This window comes from Paramagnetospirillum caucaseum, from assembly GCF_000342045.1.
Lineage (GTDB): Bacteria > Pseudomonadota > Alphaproteobacteria > Rhodospirillales > Magnetospirillaceae > Phaeospirillum > Phaeospirillum caucaseum.
The window spans coordinates 1-14,872 of sequence record NZ_AONQ01000094.1; the positions used below are offsets into that span (position 1 = coordinate 1).

21 protein-coding genes are annotated in these 14,872 nt (G+C 59.1%); 14 read left to right on the top strand and 7 right to left on the bottom strand.

The window, feature by feature from the left end; genetic code table 11:
- From H261_RS25545 to H261_RS20830, 8 genes are all read left to right on the top strand, one after another.
- On the top strand, nt 1-221 hold a 221-nt coding region (locus H261_RS25545; RefSeq protein WP_040477090.1), incomplete at its 5' end, for a hypothetical protein.
- A gap of 11 nt (nt 222-232) precedes the next feature.
- Nucleotides 233-652, top strand: a complete 420-nt coding sequence (locus H261_RS20800) for a hypothetical protein (RefSeq protein WP_008621596.1) — start codon at nt 233-235, stop codon at nt 650-652.
- A gap of 185 nt (nt 653-837) precedes the next feature.
- The gene (locus H261_RS23600; protein ID WP_008621598.1) at nt 838-1,278 is read left to right on the top strand and encodes a hypothetical protein; all 441 of its coding nucleotides are present in this window, start codon (nt 838-840) and stop codon (nt 1,276-1,278) included.
- A 2-nt stretch (nt 1,279-1,280) separates the two neighbouring features.
- Nucleotides 1,281-1,628, top strand: coding sequence for a hypothetical protein (locus tag H261_RS20810; RefSeq protein WP_008621600.1), 348 nt, complete (start codon nt 1,281-1,283; stop codon nt 1,626-1,628).
- A 94-nt stretch (nt 1,629-1,722) separates the two neighbouring features.
- Nucleotides 1,723-2,022, top strand: coding sequence for a hypothetical protein (locus H261_RS20815; RefSeq protein WP_008621625.1), 300 nt, complete (start codon nt 1,723-1,725; stop codon nt 2,020-2,022).
- A complete protein-coding gene (gene terL / locus H261_RS20820) occupies nt 2,022-3,506 on the top strand; it encodes a phage terminase large subunit (protein ID WP_008621626.1) in 1,485 nt (494 codons plus the stop codon). The genes H261_RS20815 and terL overlap by 1 nt, the downstream gene beginning before the upstream one ends.
- Before the next feature lie 17 nt (nt 3,507-3,523).
- The gene (locus tag H261_RS20825; protein ID WP_008621627.1) at nt 3,524-3,823 is read left to right on the top strand and encodes a hypothetical protein; all 300 of its coding nucleotides are present in this window, start codon (nt 3,524-3,526) and stop codon (nt 3,821-3,823) included.
- A gap of 15 nt (nt 3,824-3,838) precedes the next feature.
- Entirely contained in the window at nt 3,839-4,357 is a 519-nt protein-coding gene (locus H261_RS20830; RefSeq protein WP_008621628.1) for a 3TM-type holin, read from the top strand.
- A gap of 82 nt (nt 4,358-4,439) precedes the next feature.
- On the opposite strand, the gene H261_RS20835 is transcribed toward H261_RS20830, so the two are convergent.
- Nucleotides 4,440-4,940, bottom strand: coding sequence for a ferritin-like domain-containing protein (locus tag H261_RS20835; protein ID WP_008621629.1), 501 nt, complete (start codon nt 4,938-4,940; stop codon nt 4,440-4,442).
- A gap of 167 nt (nt 4,941-5,107) precedes the next feature.
- Here H261_RS20835 and H261_RS20840 point away from each other — a divergent pair, with 167 nt between their 5' ends.
- A complete protein-coding gene (locus H261_RS20840; RefSeq protein WP_008621630.1) occupies nt 5,108-5,317 on the top strand; it encodes a dodecin in 210 nt (69 codons plus the stop codon).
- Between the two features lie 3 nt (nt 5,318-5,320).
- Here the strand turns inward: H261_RS20840 and H261_RS20845 are convergent, their stop codons facing one another.
- Together H261_RS20845 and trxA are read right to left on the bottom strand one after the other, a co-directional pair.
- The gene (locus tag H261_RS20845) at nt 5,321-5,551 is read right to left on the bottom strand and encodes a hypothetical protein (RefSeq protein ID WP_152427021.1); all 231 of its coding nucleotides are present in this window, start codon (nt 5,549-5,551) and stop codon (nt 5,321-5,323) included.
- An 83-nt stretch (nt 5,552-5,634) separates the two neighbouring features.
- Nucleotides 5,635-5,949, bottom strand: a complete 315-nt coding sequence (gene trxA, locus H261_RS20850) for a thioredoxin TrxA (RefSeq protein WP_008621632.1) — start codon at nt 5,947-5,949, stop codon at nt 5,635-5,637.
- A 795-nt stretch (nt 5,950-6,744) separates the two neighbouring features.
- Between trxA and H261_RS20855 the strand changes: the two genes are divergently transcribed.
- Nucleotides 6,745-7,158 carry a bacteriohemerythrin gene (locus H261_RS20855; RefSeq protein WP_008621633.1) on the top strand — a complete coding sequence of 138 codons (414 nt, stop codon included), beginning with the start codon at nt 6,745-6,747 and terminating at the stop codon, nt 7,156-7,158.
- Nucleotides 7,159-7,171: 13 nt separating this feature from the next.
- Here the strand turns inward: H261_RS20855 and H261_RS20860 are convergent, their stop codons facing one another.
- The gene (locus H261_RS20860; RefSeq protein WP_008621634.1) at nt 7,172-7,459 is read right to left on the bottom strand and encodes a DUF6626 family protein; all 288 of its coding nucleotides are present in this window, start codon (nt 7,457-7,459) and stop codon (nt 7,172-7,174) included.
- A gap of 106 nt (nt 7,460-7,565) precedes the next feature.
- Between H261_RS20860 and H261_RS26580 the strand changes: the two genes are divergently transcribed.
- Complete coding sequence (locus tag H261_RS26580; RefSeq protein ID WP_268743969.1) at nt 7,566-7,700, top strand: hypothetical protein; 135 nt, start codon at nt 7,566-7,568, stop codon at nt 7,698-7,700.
- On the opposite strand, the gene H261_RS25065 is transcribed toward H261_RS26580, so the two are convergent.
- A complete protein-coding gene (locus H261_RS25065; protein ID WP_152427022.1) occupies nt 7,663-8,829 on the bottom strand; it encodes a hypothetical protein in 1,167 nt (388 codons plus the stop codon). The two genes, H261_RS26580 and H261_RS25065, sit on opposite strands and share 38 nt — an antisense overlap.
- 939 nt (nt 8,830-9,768) lie before the next feature.
- Here H261_RS25065 and H261_RS26265 point away from each other — a divergent pair.
- A complete protein-coding gene (locus H261_RS26265; protein WP_235063000.1) occupies nt 9,769-10,347 on the top strand; it encodes a type 2 periplasmic-binding domain-containing protein in 579 nt (192 codons plus the stop codon).
- 90 nt (nt 10,348-10,437) lie between these two features.
- Nucleotides 10,438-11,004, top strand: coding sequence for a tyrosine-type recombinase/integrase (locus H261_RS20875; RefSeq protein WP_008621637.1), 567 nt, complete (start codon nt 10,438-10,440; stop codon nt 11,002-11,004).
- A gap of 9 nt (nt 11,005-11,013) precedes the next feature.
- Here the strand turns inward: H261_RS20875 and H261_RS25070 are convergent, their stop codons facing one another.
- The gene (locus H261_RS25070) at nt 11,014-13,014 is read right to left on the bottom strand and encodes a leucine-rich repeat domain-containing protein (protein ID WP_152427023.1); all 2,001 of its coding nucleotides are present in this window, start codon (nt 13,012-13,014) and stop codon (nt 11,014-11,016) included.
- A 431-nt stretch (nt 13,015-13,445) separates the two neighbouring features.
- Between H261_RS25070 and H261_RS20890 the strand changes: the two genes are divergently transcribed.
- On the top strand, nt 13,446-13,886 hold the full coding sequence (locus H261_RS20890; protein ID WP_040477095.1) for a DUF6641 family protein: 441 nt from the start codon (nt 13,446-13,448) through the stop codon (nt 13,884-13,886).
- Nucleotides 13,887-14,022: 136 nt separating this feature from the next.
- Here the strand turns inward: H261_RS20890 and H261_RS20895 are convergent.
- Nucleotides 14,023-14,872, bottom strand: an 850-nt coding sequence (locus tag H261_RS20895) for a tyrosine-type recombinase/integrase (RefSeq protein WP_008621641.1), incomplete at its 5' end; no start/stop codon positions are given.

A 14,872-nucleotide genomic window follows, 5' to 3' on the forward strand; every position in this document is an offset into this window, starting at 1 on the left:
ATGTGGCGGTCGCCGGCCAGGACACCGTTTCCGCCGGCCAGACCGGCGGCACGCTGATCCTGGCGGCGGGACCGGCCATCGCCGTCACCACCCACGCGGCCGGCGACAGCGTCACCATCGCCGTCGATGAAAGCGCCCTCGCCGATCTGATCGGCCAGGGTACCGCCGGCCTTCCCACCGCCGCCGCCATGCACGCCATGGCCGCGGCCCTGTCCGCTTAAGGAGATTCGAAATGACCGTGACCAACACCGCCGCCTTCGCCCAGGGCATGGCGCTCGACGCCTGCGTCTGCACGGCGGCCAAGACCACCTACGGCGACGGCGCCAACACCGTCCAGCTGTCCGCCGCCGGGGCCCAGGGATCGGAATACACCCACATCGCCGCCATCCCGCGGGCCACGGTGACCGCCACCCAGGTGCAGCTCTACGCCCATGACGGCGCCGGCTACTTCCTGATCGCCACCGCCTTGATGCCGGCCCACACCATGGCCCAGACCACCCAGGCCACCGCTACCGCCCTGGCCCATATCGACGGCACCGCCATCACCGAGTTCAACCCGCTGCGCCTGCAGAGCGGCTGGACGCTTCACGCCGCCATCGGCGTCGCCCTGGCCGGCGGCGTGGTGGTCAGCGCCCAGCGCAAGGATTACTAGGATGCGCCCCCTTGGCCTTCTGGGACGGGCGCTGAGCGGCGGACCGCCTTGGCCTGGGCGGGGCGCCCTCGGCCAATACCTATCTGCGGGGCGACGGGCAGTGGGCCGCCCTGTCCACCGCGCCCTTCGGCAACAGCCAGCTTTTCACCGCCAACGGCACCTTCACCGTTCCCGCCGGAATCACCATGATCGCCGTCCTGTGCATTGGTGGCTCTGGCGGTGGCGGCGGCGGCGGCGGTGGTGGCGGCACGGGCGGCACGACGTCGTTCGGGTCTTACATGTCGGCGCTTGGCGGCGGTGGCGGGCAGATGGCCACATACGGCATGGCGCCTCAAGGCGGATCGACCTATGACCCCGCCCATGTGGTTGCGGCGGGCCCGTCGGGCGGGCATGGCGGAAACGACGCCGGCTGCCGCAACACAAGCGGCACGGTGAATTACGGCAAGGGCATGAAGGGCAGCGGGGACGGCGGAAGCGGCTGGTATATGACCGGCGGCGACGGCGGCGTCATCCTCGGCATCATGTCCGTCACCCCCGGACAACAGATCGGCGTCACGATCGGTGCGGCAGGCAGCCCGTATTATGGCACCGTATCGAATCCCGGCGCCCTCATCGTGAGGTACTAGCCATGATCCGCACCGCAATCATCGAAGCCGGAATCGTGACCAACGTCGTGATGCGCGACCCTCGAGACGGCTGGATGCCGCCCGAGGGCTGCGTCATCGTCGCCTCGGAAACCGCCGGGGTGGGCGATACCTGGGACGGCTCCGCCTTCACCCCTCCCATGCCGACGGCGGAGCAGATCAACCGCGCCCTTCGCGCCCGGTTGGCCGAGACCGACGCCAGGAGCATCCGTCCCTTGCGGTCGATCCTCGACGCCCAGGCGGCGGGCCAGCCCCCCGACCCCGCCGACGTGTCCATCCTGGCCGGCCTCAAGGCCCAGGCGGATGCGCTGCGGGCAGAACTCGTCGTCTGACGGGACCCGTTTTCCCCGAGGGGAAAAACCGACCCGCCGTCCCTTCCCGGGCGGCGGGGTTTCCTTTTCCCGTCCCGCCAAGAGGAGAACGACCATGGCCGAGGACCTTTCCGGCCTGCGCGTCCGGCTGGCCGCGACCCTGCCCGACCATGTGGCGGCGGCTTTGGCCGGCTACGAGGATTTCACCGCCGCCGCGCCGCCCGCCGACGCCAAGGGCTTCGCCGCCTGGCACGCGGCGGCCAAGGCGGCGCTGGCCCATGCGGACCTGCTGATCAAGCTGGCCCGCTGGGCCGAGGGCTCCGCTGAGCCCGACGAGGACGCCGGCATGGAGCGCCTGCTGGCCGGCGCGCGCGCCGCGCTCGATGCCCTCGACGATGGCGACGAGGAGGAATGATGAAGACCGTCAATTTCCCGGAATTCGTCTGGATCTGGAACCAGCGCCTAGGGATGGGCACGCCCCGGCACCAGCTGCGCATGGCCCGCTGGCTGGCGGCCCGCTGGCACGGGCGGGAGCGGGAATTGCTGCTGATGGCCTTCCGCTCGTCGGGCAAGTCCACCATCGTCGGCCTGTTCTGCGCCTGGGTGCTGGGCTGCAATCCCGATCTGCGCATCATGGTGCTGGCCGCTGATCTGGCCCTGGCCAAGAAGATGGTCCGCAACGTCAAGCGCATCGTCGAGCGCCACCCCCTGACCCAGGGCCTCAAGCCCCGGCGCCGCGACCAGTGGGCCGCCGACCAGTTCACCGTCAACCGGCCGGGCGAGCTGCGCGACCCGTCCATGGTGGCCAAGGGCATCGGCGCCAACATCACCGGTTCGCGCGCCGAAATGGTCATCTGCGACGACGTCGAGGTGCCCAACACCTGCGACTCGGCGCCCAAGCGGGCCGATCTGCGCGAGCGTCTGGCCGAGATCGAATACGTGATGGTGCCGGGCGGCACCCAGCTTTACGTCGGCACGCCGCATTCCTATTACACCATCTATGCCGACCGCCCCCGGCTGGAGGCGGGCGAAAGCCGTCCGTTCCTCGACGGCTTCCATCGCCTGGAACTGCCGCTGATCGACGGCAAGGGCTGTTCCGCCTGGCCCGAGCGCTTTCCGCCCGAACGCATCGGCATTCTGCGCAAGCGGTCGGGGCCCAACAAGTTCGACAGCCAGATGATGTTGCGCCCGGTCAACATCGCCGACGGCCGCCTCGACCCTGACCGCCTGCGTCTCTACGAGGCCGAGCTGTCCTACGGCGAAGGCAACGGCGTGCCGCTGCTGACCATCGGGGCCCGGCGCATGGTCTCGGCCGCCTGCTGGTGGGATCCGGCCTACGGCGCGCCGGGCCGGGGCGATTCCTCGGTGGTGGTGGCGCTGTTCACCGACGAGGAGGGGCTCTACTGGCTGCACCGGGTGCGCTATCTCGAACACGATCCGGCCCGCACCGACACCGACGAGGCCACCCAATTGTGCCGCCAGGTGGCGCGCTTCGCCGCCGAGCTGCATCTGCCGGCGGTGCAGTTGGAGACCAACGGCCTGGGCCGCTTCCTGCCCGGCCTGCTGCGCCGCGAACTGGGCGCCGCCGGCATCGGCTGCGCCGTCATCGAGGCGGTGGCCAAGCGGGCCAAGGACCAGCGCATCATCGACGCCTTCGACGCCGTGCTGGCCGCAGGCGCGCTCGGCGTCCATCGCAGCGTCTGGGACACCCCCTTCATCGCCGAGATGCGCGAGTGGCAGCCGGGCGGCAAGGGCCGCGACGACGGCCTGGACGCCGTGGCCGGCTGCCTGCTGTCCCAGCCGGTGCGCCTGTCGCGCCCCCTGTCCGCCGCCGCCGTCCGCCCCGACTGGCGTCCCGGCGGACGGGCGGTGGTCGCCCATTCCGACTTCGAGTTCTGACTCACGGGAGAGTTCTCATGGATACCATCGCTTTCGACCCCCGCTGGTGGGTCACCGCCGTCGAGCTGCCCGTGCTGGGCGCCATGGCGATGATGGTCTGGCGGGTCCGTCACGATTCCGACCACCGCATCGACGAGCTGGAACATCGCCTCGACGTCGGCATGGGCCAGGCCCGCGAGGCCCTGGCCGCCTACAAGCTGGAAGTTGCCAAGAGCTATGCCACCACCGGCTATCTCAAGGATGTGGAACAGCGGCTCACCGAGCATCTGGTCCGTATCGAAGGCAAGCTGGACGGCGTCCAGTCGGCCGCGCGTTAGGAGGTCGATACCGCCATGGACCCCATCACCATCGCGCTCGGCCTCGCCCAGTTCGTCCCCGGCTTGATCCGCTGGGTCGGCGGCGACGATGCCGAAGCCGCCGCCAAGGTCGCCGACCGGGTGGTCGGCATCGCCCGCACCGTCACCGGCAAGGAGGGTGGCGCGGACGTCCTGGCCGCCATCCGGGCCGACCCTGCCCTGGCCCTGCAACTGCAGCAGGCCTGGCTGATCCACGAAGTGGATCTGGCGCGGCAGGAAACCCGCCAGCTGGCCGAGATCAACGCCACCATGCGGGCCGAAGCCGCCTCGGAGGACGGCTATGTCCGCTGCTGGCGCCCCACTTTCGGCTATGCGGTGGCGCTGACCTGGACCGCCACCATGGGAGCGGTTTCCTGGGCGATCGTCCGCGACCCCGCCCAGGCGCCGGCCATCATCGCCGCTTTGGTCAACACCTCGCCCATCTGGGGCATTGCGCTCGGCGTGCTGGGCGTCGCGGTGGTCAAGCGCAGCCACGACAAGACCCTGCGGCCCTGAAAATCCCTTGCCGCATCGCGGCGGGCCCTGAAAAAGCAAGGGGGGCCGAAGCCCCCCTTGCCCCATCGCGATGAATCTCGCCTCAGTCCACGCACTGGGCGGGGTCGGCGTCCTCGCTCCAGGTGATGGAGGGACGGGGCGTCTTCTCGATCCACTTGTCGAGCGCCACCACGTGCTCGGCCTCTTCCGCCGCGAAGTCGGCGCCCAGGCGCTGGACTTCGGGATCGGAGGAATTGGCGGCGGCGTCCTTGTAGTACTCCATGCCGCGGATCTCGTTGTCGCGGGCATAGCGCAGCGCGTGGTAGGGCGTCATCAGGTAGTGGATGTCGTTCTCGTCGCCCACCTCGGGCGGGGTCTTCCAGCGGTACTGCCAGCTCATCAGCTTGGGCAGTTCCAGGGCGCGGGAGCGCTGCTTGATCTCGTCGCCGTGCAGCGAGGAAAAGCGCGCCATGTCGCGGAAGACCGAGGCGGTGTCGAGGTTGTTGTGGGCCTCCATCATGTCGGCCAGCTCTGCGTACCGCTCGGCGGCCTCATTCTCCAAAGCAATGGCATGCGCCAGGAATTCTGCCAGGGTGTAGCCCATCGTCGCCTCTCGTCAGGGAAGGTTCCCGACAAGGGTATCGGGGGCGTCTCCCGCCGTCAATCGCATAATTCGGCATTCAAATACCGATTTACGGGACCGGGCTGGCGTCGGGGCGGCCCGCCCCCCATATCCAGGGAATTGCCGCAACGATAATGGGGGAACCCGCCATGGGAGAGCACGTCTACAAGATCGTCGAACTGGCCGGCAGCTCGGACAAGAGCTACGAGGAGGCCATCCGCAACGCGGTGGCCAAGGCGGCGCAGACCATCCACAACCTGCGCTGGTTCGAGGTCACCGAGACCCGCGGCCATATAGACAAGGGGCAGGTGGCCCACTGGCAGGTGGTCCTCAAGGTGGGCTTCACCCTGGACGACTGAGGATCAGTGCAGGCGCTGGCGGCGCTTCTGCCAGTCGGCGAAGGCCTCGGTCATGACGCTGCGCAGGGCCGAGGCGGAGGCGGTGGGGAAAAGATCGGCCAGCCGGTCCCACAACGCGCCGTTGTGCAGGAAGTTGCGGGCGAAGGTCTCCAAGTCGGCGGCGTTCTCGCCGTCGAAGGATTGCTGGAGGTAGTCGAACAGCCGCTGGCGGCTCTGCTCGTCGAAAACGGCCATGATGATCCCGTGCGGACGGAAGAAGCGCATCGAGCCCCGCCGGGGCGGGGCTCGATCCCATTGCAATGACGCGGACCCGGCCCTTACAGGCTGGAATCCACCCATTCGTAAAGCTTGCTCTTGGGCAGGGCACCGATCTTGGTGGCGGCGACCTGGCCGTTCTTGAAGATCATCAGGGTGGGAATGCCGCGCACACCGTACTTGCCGGGGGTGCCGGGATTCTCGTCGATGTTGATCTTGGCGACGGTGATCTTGTCGGCCCTGTCCTTGGAGAGTTCCTCGAGTGCCGGGGCGATCTGGCGGCAGGGACCGCACCATTCGGCCCAGAAATCCACCAGAACCGGGCCGGGAGCCTGGAGCACCTCGGCCTCGAACGAGGAATCGGTCACAACTTTCATAGGCAGGTTCCTTGTCGAATTCCAACGGCGGGCCGGGGAAGCGCATCCACCCGCCCGTCACCACGCGGGATGATCATCCCACGGGAAGGATCACTGTAGAAAGCCCCCGCGCCAGCGTCAAGCAGACCTGGGGGCGGGCAGGGCAATCGCTCGAAGGAGCGCTTGCCGGAAAGACGCCTGAGGGTCGGAGATGATTCGAGCGCCACGCCATGGCGCCGCATCGGTCCCGACGCGGCGTCAGCTCTCCGATGGCTCCTGTGAGGCGGGCTATTACACTGATTTTACGGAGAGGAATGGTGCCGGCGAGAGGACTCGAACCCCCGACCCGCGCATTACGAATGGTTAGCTGAAAAATAGTGCATTGAATTTTATTATTGAATTTTGCCATTGCCTAACTGTGAAAAGAATGTGAAATGATTTGCGGAAAACATTAGGATAAGAATATAACAAAATGTAGCGCATGTTGGAGCTGGAAGCGCCAACATATAGTGTCATCGGGTGCATTCCACGCAGCAAAATTGCGCGGCTCGGGCCGCAGTAAGTTCTTGATATGTTCTTGTCCGATTTTGCTCGTTATCGTATGCTATAATGGGAAGTCTGACCACCGAACGCGGCGGTCGACTGTCGTGTAACACGACGGCGATGCGGACAACTTGTCGGGAAAACCGACAACATGCACCTGTCGGAAAAACCTACGCCGCCTGTTGTCCGACCGCCGCCAAGCCAATTGATACCCCAAGCCTTTCGTTATAGGCTCACCTGAATATCAGTATCGCAAATACAGGAAGAGGGGGAATGATGGGCGTTCAAATTTCATGGTCGGACGATCTGCTAATTAATGTCGCAGCGATTGATAGCGACCACAAGAAGCTCTTTGATTTGATGAGTGATATTTTCGCCACTTCGGCTCATGGCGCGGATGCAATCAATCGCGCCATCGGCGCTTTGGCAAAATACACCAAAGAGCACTTTGCCCGCGAAGAAGAGAGCATGGAAAAAACGAACTATCCAGGACTCGCAAAGCAAAAATATGAGCACGAGCACCTTGTGTTCACGCTTGAATCCATGATTGACCGCCTGATGGTCGCTGGTCCAGAATCTATTGACAGTGACCTCGCGAAATTTTTGATGAGCTGGCTTGGCGACCACATTATGGATTTTGACATGAAGTATGCTGAATACCTGAAGGCCAATAATCTGGAGGGCTGATTGTCGGAAAAACCTACGCCGCCTGTTGTCCGACCGCTTCGCCGACCATGCCATTCAACTCGCGCAGCTTGTGGGCGTTGGCCACTTCCATCTCGGTCGTCGCCACGGCGGCATATTTGGCCGAGATGGACGCAAGGCGTTGCGACAGCCGCATCAGCACCAACAATGACGGTGGCCGCTGCCGCGCCTTGGCACAGGACATATAGCTGCGCGACTGGCCGAGCCAAAACCGCGAGAATTCATATTGGCTCTCGACCAGCCACATATTGCGCAATTCCTCATAGACCTTCTCCAGCAGCATGGCCGTTCCTCCTCATGGCGTTTCGTCCAGCTATTTAGCCATCCGCGCTAAATACGCTTGCGGAGCAGCGCCACGCTGGACGCTGCCGCAATGAGGAGAAAACGCCATGAACAGACTGACCTATTTGCCGAAGGGCTACTGCGAGATCGGCTTTGCCAACGAAGTCGTGCTGATCGAGGAGGCCGTGCATCAGGCCATTATCGCTACGCTGCTTCGCATGACCGTTCGGCGGTTGCCTTGAACTGCGGCGCTCTTGCGTTCGTGCTGTGGGTGGCCTGGAGGTCAAATTTCCAGTTCCTGCCATTGACCTGCACCACGCAATACGAGGGCAGTTCGCCGTTGTAGCCCAAGAACGCAATGCCTTCGGTTATGCCGCGCCCTTCACATTTGCTGTCGTGAAATTCGTGGATGGCGCTGGCGACGTGCTTGCTGGGCAATCTGCCGCTGGCCGCGTCCGCTTTGGCCTGCAAGCTGGGAATGACCTGGCTGCTGATGGCCTCGTACCACTGCCGCGCCTCCGCGTCCTGTCCGCGCTCCACATAGATCAATTCCTCCAAGCGGCGTGGACTGCGGAAATTCAGGCGGTACTTCTCCTTCCCTATTTCCAATTGGCCGCGCACATAGCTGCGCGAACTGCCATCAACCCAAAGCGATATAATGCCCTTGCTGGAATTGGCCTTCACCTGACCTGTTGACCGATTGGCCTTTGCCCACGTGGCGAAATCCACAGCACCTCCAAGTGGCTCTTTCTTTCCCCCCAATGGCTCGTCCGATTGGGCGGCAATTCCACGAAGTGGCGCAGCCGCATCGTCGATCACATTGTCGTTCATTCCGATTGGGCAGATCGCCCTTCCTTCTTCCGAGTGGCGAGCCACAAGCGAGCCACTATCGGCGAAATCGGCTGAAAGGCCATTGGGCGTGGCCGAAGGCCGCGAAACAGCCAAAGGCGTATCGATTAGTTTTAGCAATAGTTTAGCAATAGCGACTGGATAAGTCGTTGAAGGAACAGACGAATTGGTCCCTTTGGTGTGGAAACGGTGTGGGAGATGTGTGGAAACGGCGTGGAAAGCTTGTGGGAAACGCCCGTTTAGATAGGCCATGTGGCCACTTGATGCATTGGCGTTCGCCCAATCCACGGCCTGCCTGATAGGCCGACGCTGTTCCTTCGTCAGATGTATTGCGCCCTGATGCGCCACCTGAATGCCGTAGTGCATGTCCAACTGCCTGACCAGCCAATCGCCCTGTTTCTCGGACGAGCGCCCCTTCTGGTGAAAGGCCATGATGCAGCCGATCAGTACGTCGTCATATCGCGGACCACCCCGGTGCTCGCATAGATTGTTGATGTGTCTATTCCATTGAATGTCTGCCATTTGCGTTTTCCTCCAAATGCGTTTTCGGTTGAAACGCTGGGGCGGCCTGGAAAACGCAATGAAAGAGGCTGTCACTGATCCCGTCGGACGCAGTTAAGCCCCAGCATTGTATTTATCCCGATCTGCGGCGCTGCGAATTCGAATTTGGAAATAATTTTTGCCGCCTTGTCACGCCACGCCATATTGCTGCGTGGCAGCAATCGTGTCATTTGCAAGCCATTGACTATATTGACGAAATTCAGAGAATTATCGCGTTGCCGTTTTACACGACAGTCGTGCATGTAGGTTTAACCTACGCATGGCCCACTTCGCTCCTGGCCATGCCGCCCATTTGTCGGCTTTCCCAACAACAGCGACCTGTCGTGTAACACGACATGTATGTCGCCGAGTGCGGCGCAACAATACGTCATAAATTGAAAAACTCTGTGGGTGTCCACGCCTTGCAGATGAGGTGCAAAGTAACCATAGAAGGCACGCAAAGTCGGAATTCATCCGTCTGGTAAATGCCCGAGGTGAACATGGCATTTGGCACTGAACGGCGCGAACGCCATTGCATCGCCAAAAGAGTAGCGGCGATGGTCAGTTTGCAGCGGTCATCGAGCAACCCGCTGCTACAGGAACTCGTTGATGTTGGCTGCCGTTGCGCCGACCTGCACCACTGCGAATTGGCCGATGCTTGCGGGGCAATTCATCGTGCATTTGCCCCGATAAATGCAGCATCTCTATCCCAACCATCTGTCGTGTAACACGACAACCTGCGGCCATCAGCGCCGATATGGCTATTCCTCACCAACCTCAAGTGATTTGAGCTTCGTGACGGTATCCACCTGAAGATCACGAGATTGCCCTCACTCTTTCGATTGAAATGCGGAATTGCTCATCTGCCCGATCCAGATCGGCAATGGCAGATGGCGTTAGCCGCCCATCAGCTTGAAGGCGATGACGAAGCAAAATTATGTTGCGCCTTGCGGAGGCCAACTGGTTCAGGAGAGTGCTGGCACCTTCGGTGAGCCTCTCAACGGAAACAATCTCCGTGTCGTCCATTTCCTGCCCGCGTCTGATGAGCGCAATACCAAAGCCATATTCATTCTGTGGGCTTATGTATTCAACTCCCAATTGGGACTATGCCCCAATTTTCGGCGTCCCTTTTCGACGGCGTCGCTCATCTGTCGGTTTTCCCTACGCCAGCTTCCTGTCGGGAAACCCGACAACTTGCCCATGCCAATAAATAGTGTCGGGAAACCCGACAACAGGGAGACGGCGATGCGACTATGGGAATTCATGAGGGAAGATGCGACGGCCAACAGCTTCGCCGACAATCTGAAACGACAGGCCGACGCCAAGGCCGATCAGGCCAAGAAGCTCAAGCAAGCGGCTTCCGTGCAAAAGAAGCGCGAACAGGTGAACAGCGCCAGAGCGTCCTTGATGAAGAAGCAGGGCGAATTAAGCAAGATCGCCGCCGTATGTGCAAAACATAAGAAAACTTATATTTCATTGTGTTTGCTGTTAACCGCTTGATTATCAACGCAGATAATTGCGGTCGGTCCTGCCTCGCTTTTGATTATATAATGATTTACCTAATGCGAAAACTTTTCATTAGGTGAAGCGATGAAACAGGCCAAGGTACTCAGCGAAGCGGAACTCAAGCGCGTGCTGTCCGTTGTCGCCAATCAGCGTCATGCAGCCCGAAACCGCGTTGCGCTCATGCTCAGCTTCTACGCAGGAATGCGCGTTGGCGAGATCGCCTATTTGAAGCTCGGCGACGTGATTGACGGCGATGGTCGCGTGAAGGACCAAATCGTGCTGCCTGCCAGTTATACCAAAACCGCCGAGGCCAGGACGGTGTTCGTCAGCGGCAAGCTGCGCCGCGAACTGGAGCGCTTCCTGTCGTGTAACACGACAGCAGATCGCGCCGCACCGTTCCTCGTGACGCAAAAGGCCACTGCGTTCTCGGCCAACACCCTCTGCCAGCTATTCGGCCAGATATACGCACTGGCTGGAATTGATGGCGCGAGCAGCCACAGCGGTCGGCGGTGGTTCATCACGCAGATGGCCCACAAGGGCGTTTCGGCCAAGGTCATCATGACGCTGGCTGGTCATCGCCACTTATCCACCACGCAGCGGTACATCGAGGTCAACGACCAGATGATGAAGGCTGCGGTAGAGGGGCTATAGGATATTTGGTCAAATTGCTGAGCGCCAAAGTCGTTCAAAGTCACGTGCCGTTCTTCGGTCAACGCAGTACAAAACATGTTCATAGCCAACATGACAGCCGATTCTCATGTAGTAGTCATACGCCCACCCATGCAAGTAATCTACACATCCTTGTGGAATGTCATAATAGTGTGCAGCTGGGAACCTTTCTGCCCTGGCCATCACGTAGACGCGCCTGGATAGCAATTGTCCGTCAAGGCGCACTATTCCGGAGATTTTTGCGCCACTCGGAATGGAGGTAATTTCAGTGTTGCTAATAATAAGATCTCCGCCAACAATTAAATTCTCTGGCAAATCGCAAATTGACGAAGCGCAAAGATCAAGATCTCCATCAACACGTAGGTTTTCGGGAAGCTTGGAAATTTTTGTGCAGCGGAGAAGCAGGTCTCCTTGAACTATCAGGTTTTCAGGTAGTGTTGGAATTGGCGTGCCGCGCAAATCCAAGTTTCCGCCAATTGCAATATTTGACGGAAGAAATTCTATCATGGAGCCGCCCAGCAAAAGGCTGCCAACTACGCATATATTCTCCGGCAAAGAAGTAATCTGCGTATCGCTCAAATCAAGATAGCCGGAAATCTTAAGGCCATCTGGTAGCTTTGTAATGCCAGTTCCGCAAAGATCCAAATATCCGCCAACTTTGAGGCGGTCAGGCAAAGATGTAACTTTTGTGTTGCTCAGATCAAGTGAGCCGCCAATACTCAAGTTATCAGGCAGACTTGTAATTCCGCTGCCGCAAAGCTTCAAATCACCGCCAACTTTGAGGCCGTCAGGCAAAGATGTGATTTTTGTTTTGCTTAGATCAAGAGATCCGCCAACATTTAGATTGTCAGGAAGTTTTGTAATTCCTGTTTCTGAAATATTTAAATTGCCGCTAAACCTTACGTCGTTAGGAAAGATTATGTCTGATTTTCTCCTGATTTCTACATTGTTTCTAAAGCATAGATCGGCAAACAGATCGCAGAGTGATAAATTTTCGATCGACAGAACAATATCCCCTCCAATTTTCACGTTTTTAGGAATGGGAATGCATGGCTTGCTGTCGTCAAGTCTGTGCAAATACAGAGACCCTCTGAGTGAGTAACTCTCAGGAATCCTTGTAACGCTTGGGTCAATGACTAAATTTCCTCCAATTAAAAGGTCTTCTGGAATCTCTTTGATACCCGTTCCAACAATCTCAAGGCAGCCGCCAACACTCATTCCAGATGGCAGCATCAGAATATCGCAGTGATTGAAATTTACAGATCCTGTGAATTGGACGCCTTCAGGTATATATTCAATTACTTCATTTCCGATATCAATCGATCCGTCGTAAGCCTTATCTTCCTCTAGTTCCTGTAAAATATATGGCCACTGCTTATGGCTTAGCATTTCATCATGTGCTTTCAGCATCTCCTCCCACGCGTCCACTGTGCTTTCATTCCCATCCTGCAATTCTTGCTGTAAATCTTCGTGCGCAGCGGTTTGGAAAAAAATTTCATTCTCTTCCAGGGTGCCGTCAGAATGCGTGTATATACGCAAAATCTTTACCGCTTCGCACTTCGCCTTGGCCAAAGGGGCAGCTTCCAGGGTTGGTAAATGCTTGTGGGCCAGGAGATTTTTTGCCAGTTCCCGAGCATCTGCTTCCGTGGGCACTTCCGCCTTAAACTGGCTGATGATCTGAATCTCAAATTTTTCCTGTTTATTATGGGGCTCCTCCACCAACTCATCTTGGATAAGCGCGGCTGTTGTTACGCTATCCGCCCTATCTGTCGGCTCTTGCTGTGGATCGTCATGCGAGTAAACGTATAAAAAGATCTCGTTATCTTCCATTATCCCATTGGAGTGTGTGATTTTACGAATGATTTTTACTTCTCCACAATTCGACATTGGCATAATTATATTTGCTATCGCGCGAGCTTCTGCTTCATCACATGCTTCCGCCTTGAATAATATTTCGACCTTAACCTGGAAATTTTCCTGATCAGAGGTCATTTTGCTTCCAGTCCATCAATTTTCCATGTGCAATCGGGAAGCATAGCTCTTCATTATTACGGCGTGCAACCGTAGCAAATACGGAGATGTGGGCTGCCTGCCTCATCGCTCCTGGCTTCCTTCTCGGCAGCTTATCATATGATATTCGGGGCAGTCAGCCAGCGCGGCGTGATCTTGTCGGGTTTCCCGACAAGTTGAGCAGTCTCAACATACAGCATGTATGTTCATCTGGCTGTCGTGTTACACGACACTGCATCAGTCGGTTTATCCCACATGAGCCTCTTGTCGGGAAACCCGACAAGTTATGCACGTCCCTCTGTTGTGCAACACGACACTGCCTTCTGTAGGTTAAACCTACGCCTGCCTTTCGGTTGTCCTGCTCGGCCAGCAGGCCATAGCATGTTCGTCATGTGTTCCTATTGGAGGATGTGATGATGAGTGCATTGGACAAGCTGAAGCTGAGCGAAAAGACCCGTCGCGCCGTCGCGGCAACGCCTGAAGGCCGCTTGCGGCACAAGCTGCTGGAAGCCATCAATCAGCAGATCGCTGCTGCGGAAGCGATGCAGAAGGGCGAAGGATTTGAAATTCGGCGCAAGCGCTGGACGAAGGACAGCGAGGGCAACAAGGCCCTGCAAGACCGGCTGGTGAAATTTCGCCCCTGGTACTGGCAGGAAGCCAATGGGGCGTTCATGCTGGAAGTGCGCTACGGCAACAAGATCGTGGAGATCAAGCCGAAGAAAACGGCCATTGAGATTGGCGACGTGGCCGAACTGGTGCCCACGCTGACGCTGGTACGCGACGCGGTGGTCGCTGGCGAACTGGACAAGCAGTTGGCCGCGATGAAGGGACGCTTCGGCAAGAAGCTCGCTTAAACCCCAAACAGCCCCGTGCAAGCGGGGCTGTTTCCATGAGTGCCGCACTGCTGGGCGATCAAATCGGCGGCGTGCACGACGCGCAAAGGGCCAAAGCGGCGGTGGGCATGAAGGTGTTGTCGTGTAACACGACAGGTCAGGGCTTCTTTTTTGGATCGCGCTGTCGCTTTACCTTCTTCAATTTCTCCCCATCCAGCGTCAGCCAGTCAATGTCTGTGTTGAATTCGTTGGCCCTGCTCACCGACGTGTCGTGTCCGTAATAGCGGTGGATCATGTCGGGGCCAGTGCCCATGTTGATACCGACCAAGCGATCCGAGACCCCCTCATTGAGCTTCAGCGTGGCATAGGTATGGCGCAAGCTGTACGGCACGAAGTGGTCGCCATGCACATCGGTTTCCAGCCTCAGCGCCTTCAACATGGTGTTGAACTGCCGCTTGAATGACACAACCGCCTCGCCCGTTTCCTGATTGGCCAGGACGAAATCATCTTCGCCATTGAACTTGCTGACATAGCGAAAGCCCGACAGCATCGGCCACACAAAGCTGTCGCAGCGCACTGGCCTCGATCCCGTCTTCGTATTTTTCACGATGGTCAAATAGGCGTGTTCCACGCCGCCGACGACCTTGACGGAAAAGTGCTTCCACTTGATCGGTTGATGCTCTTTCCCTGGCCGAAGCCCCGTACCGAGAACGAGGTGGATGAATGCGCCGAACACCATCCGCTCGTTGGTCAGCTTTTCCGAGGGATCGTCGGGGAAGCTGTTGCAGTAATCCAAGATGGCCTTGGCCTGCTCCTTCGTGAACGCTGGGCGTCGGTTCACAGCGCCTTTATCGCCGCGTGTCGTCTTTTGTCCGATGATCGGCATTCGCGAACCATCAAGGTAATCGTTGCTGACCGCGAATTTGAAGATTTGCCTCAGCACAGTGTCTTCCGCGTCGCCCTTGCCCTTGCTCGTGACCGTCTTTTCCCGCGTGTATGATGTGCCT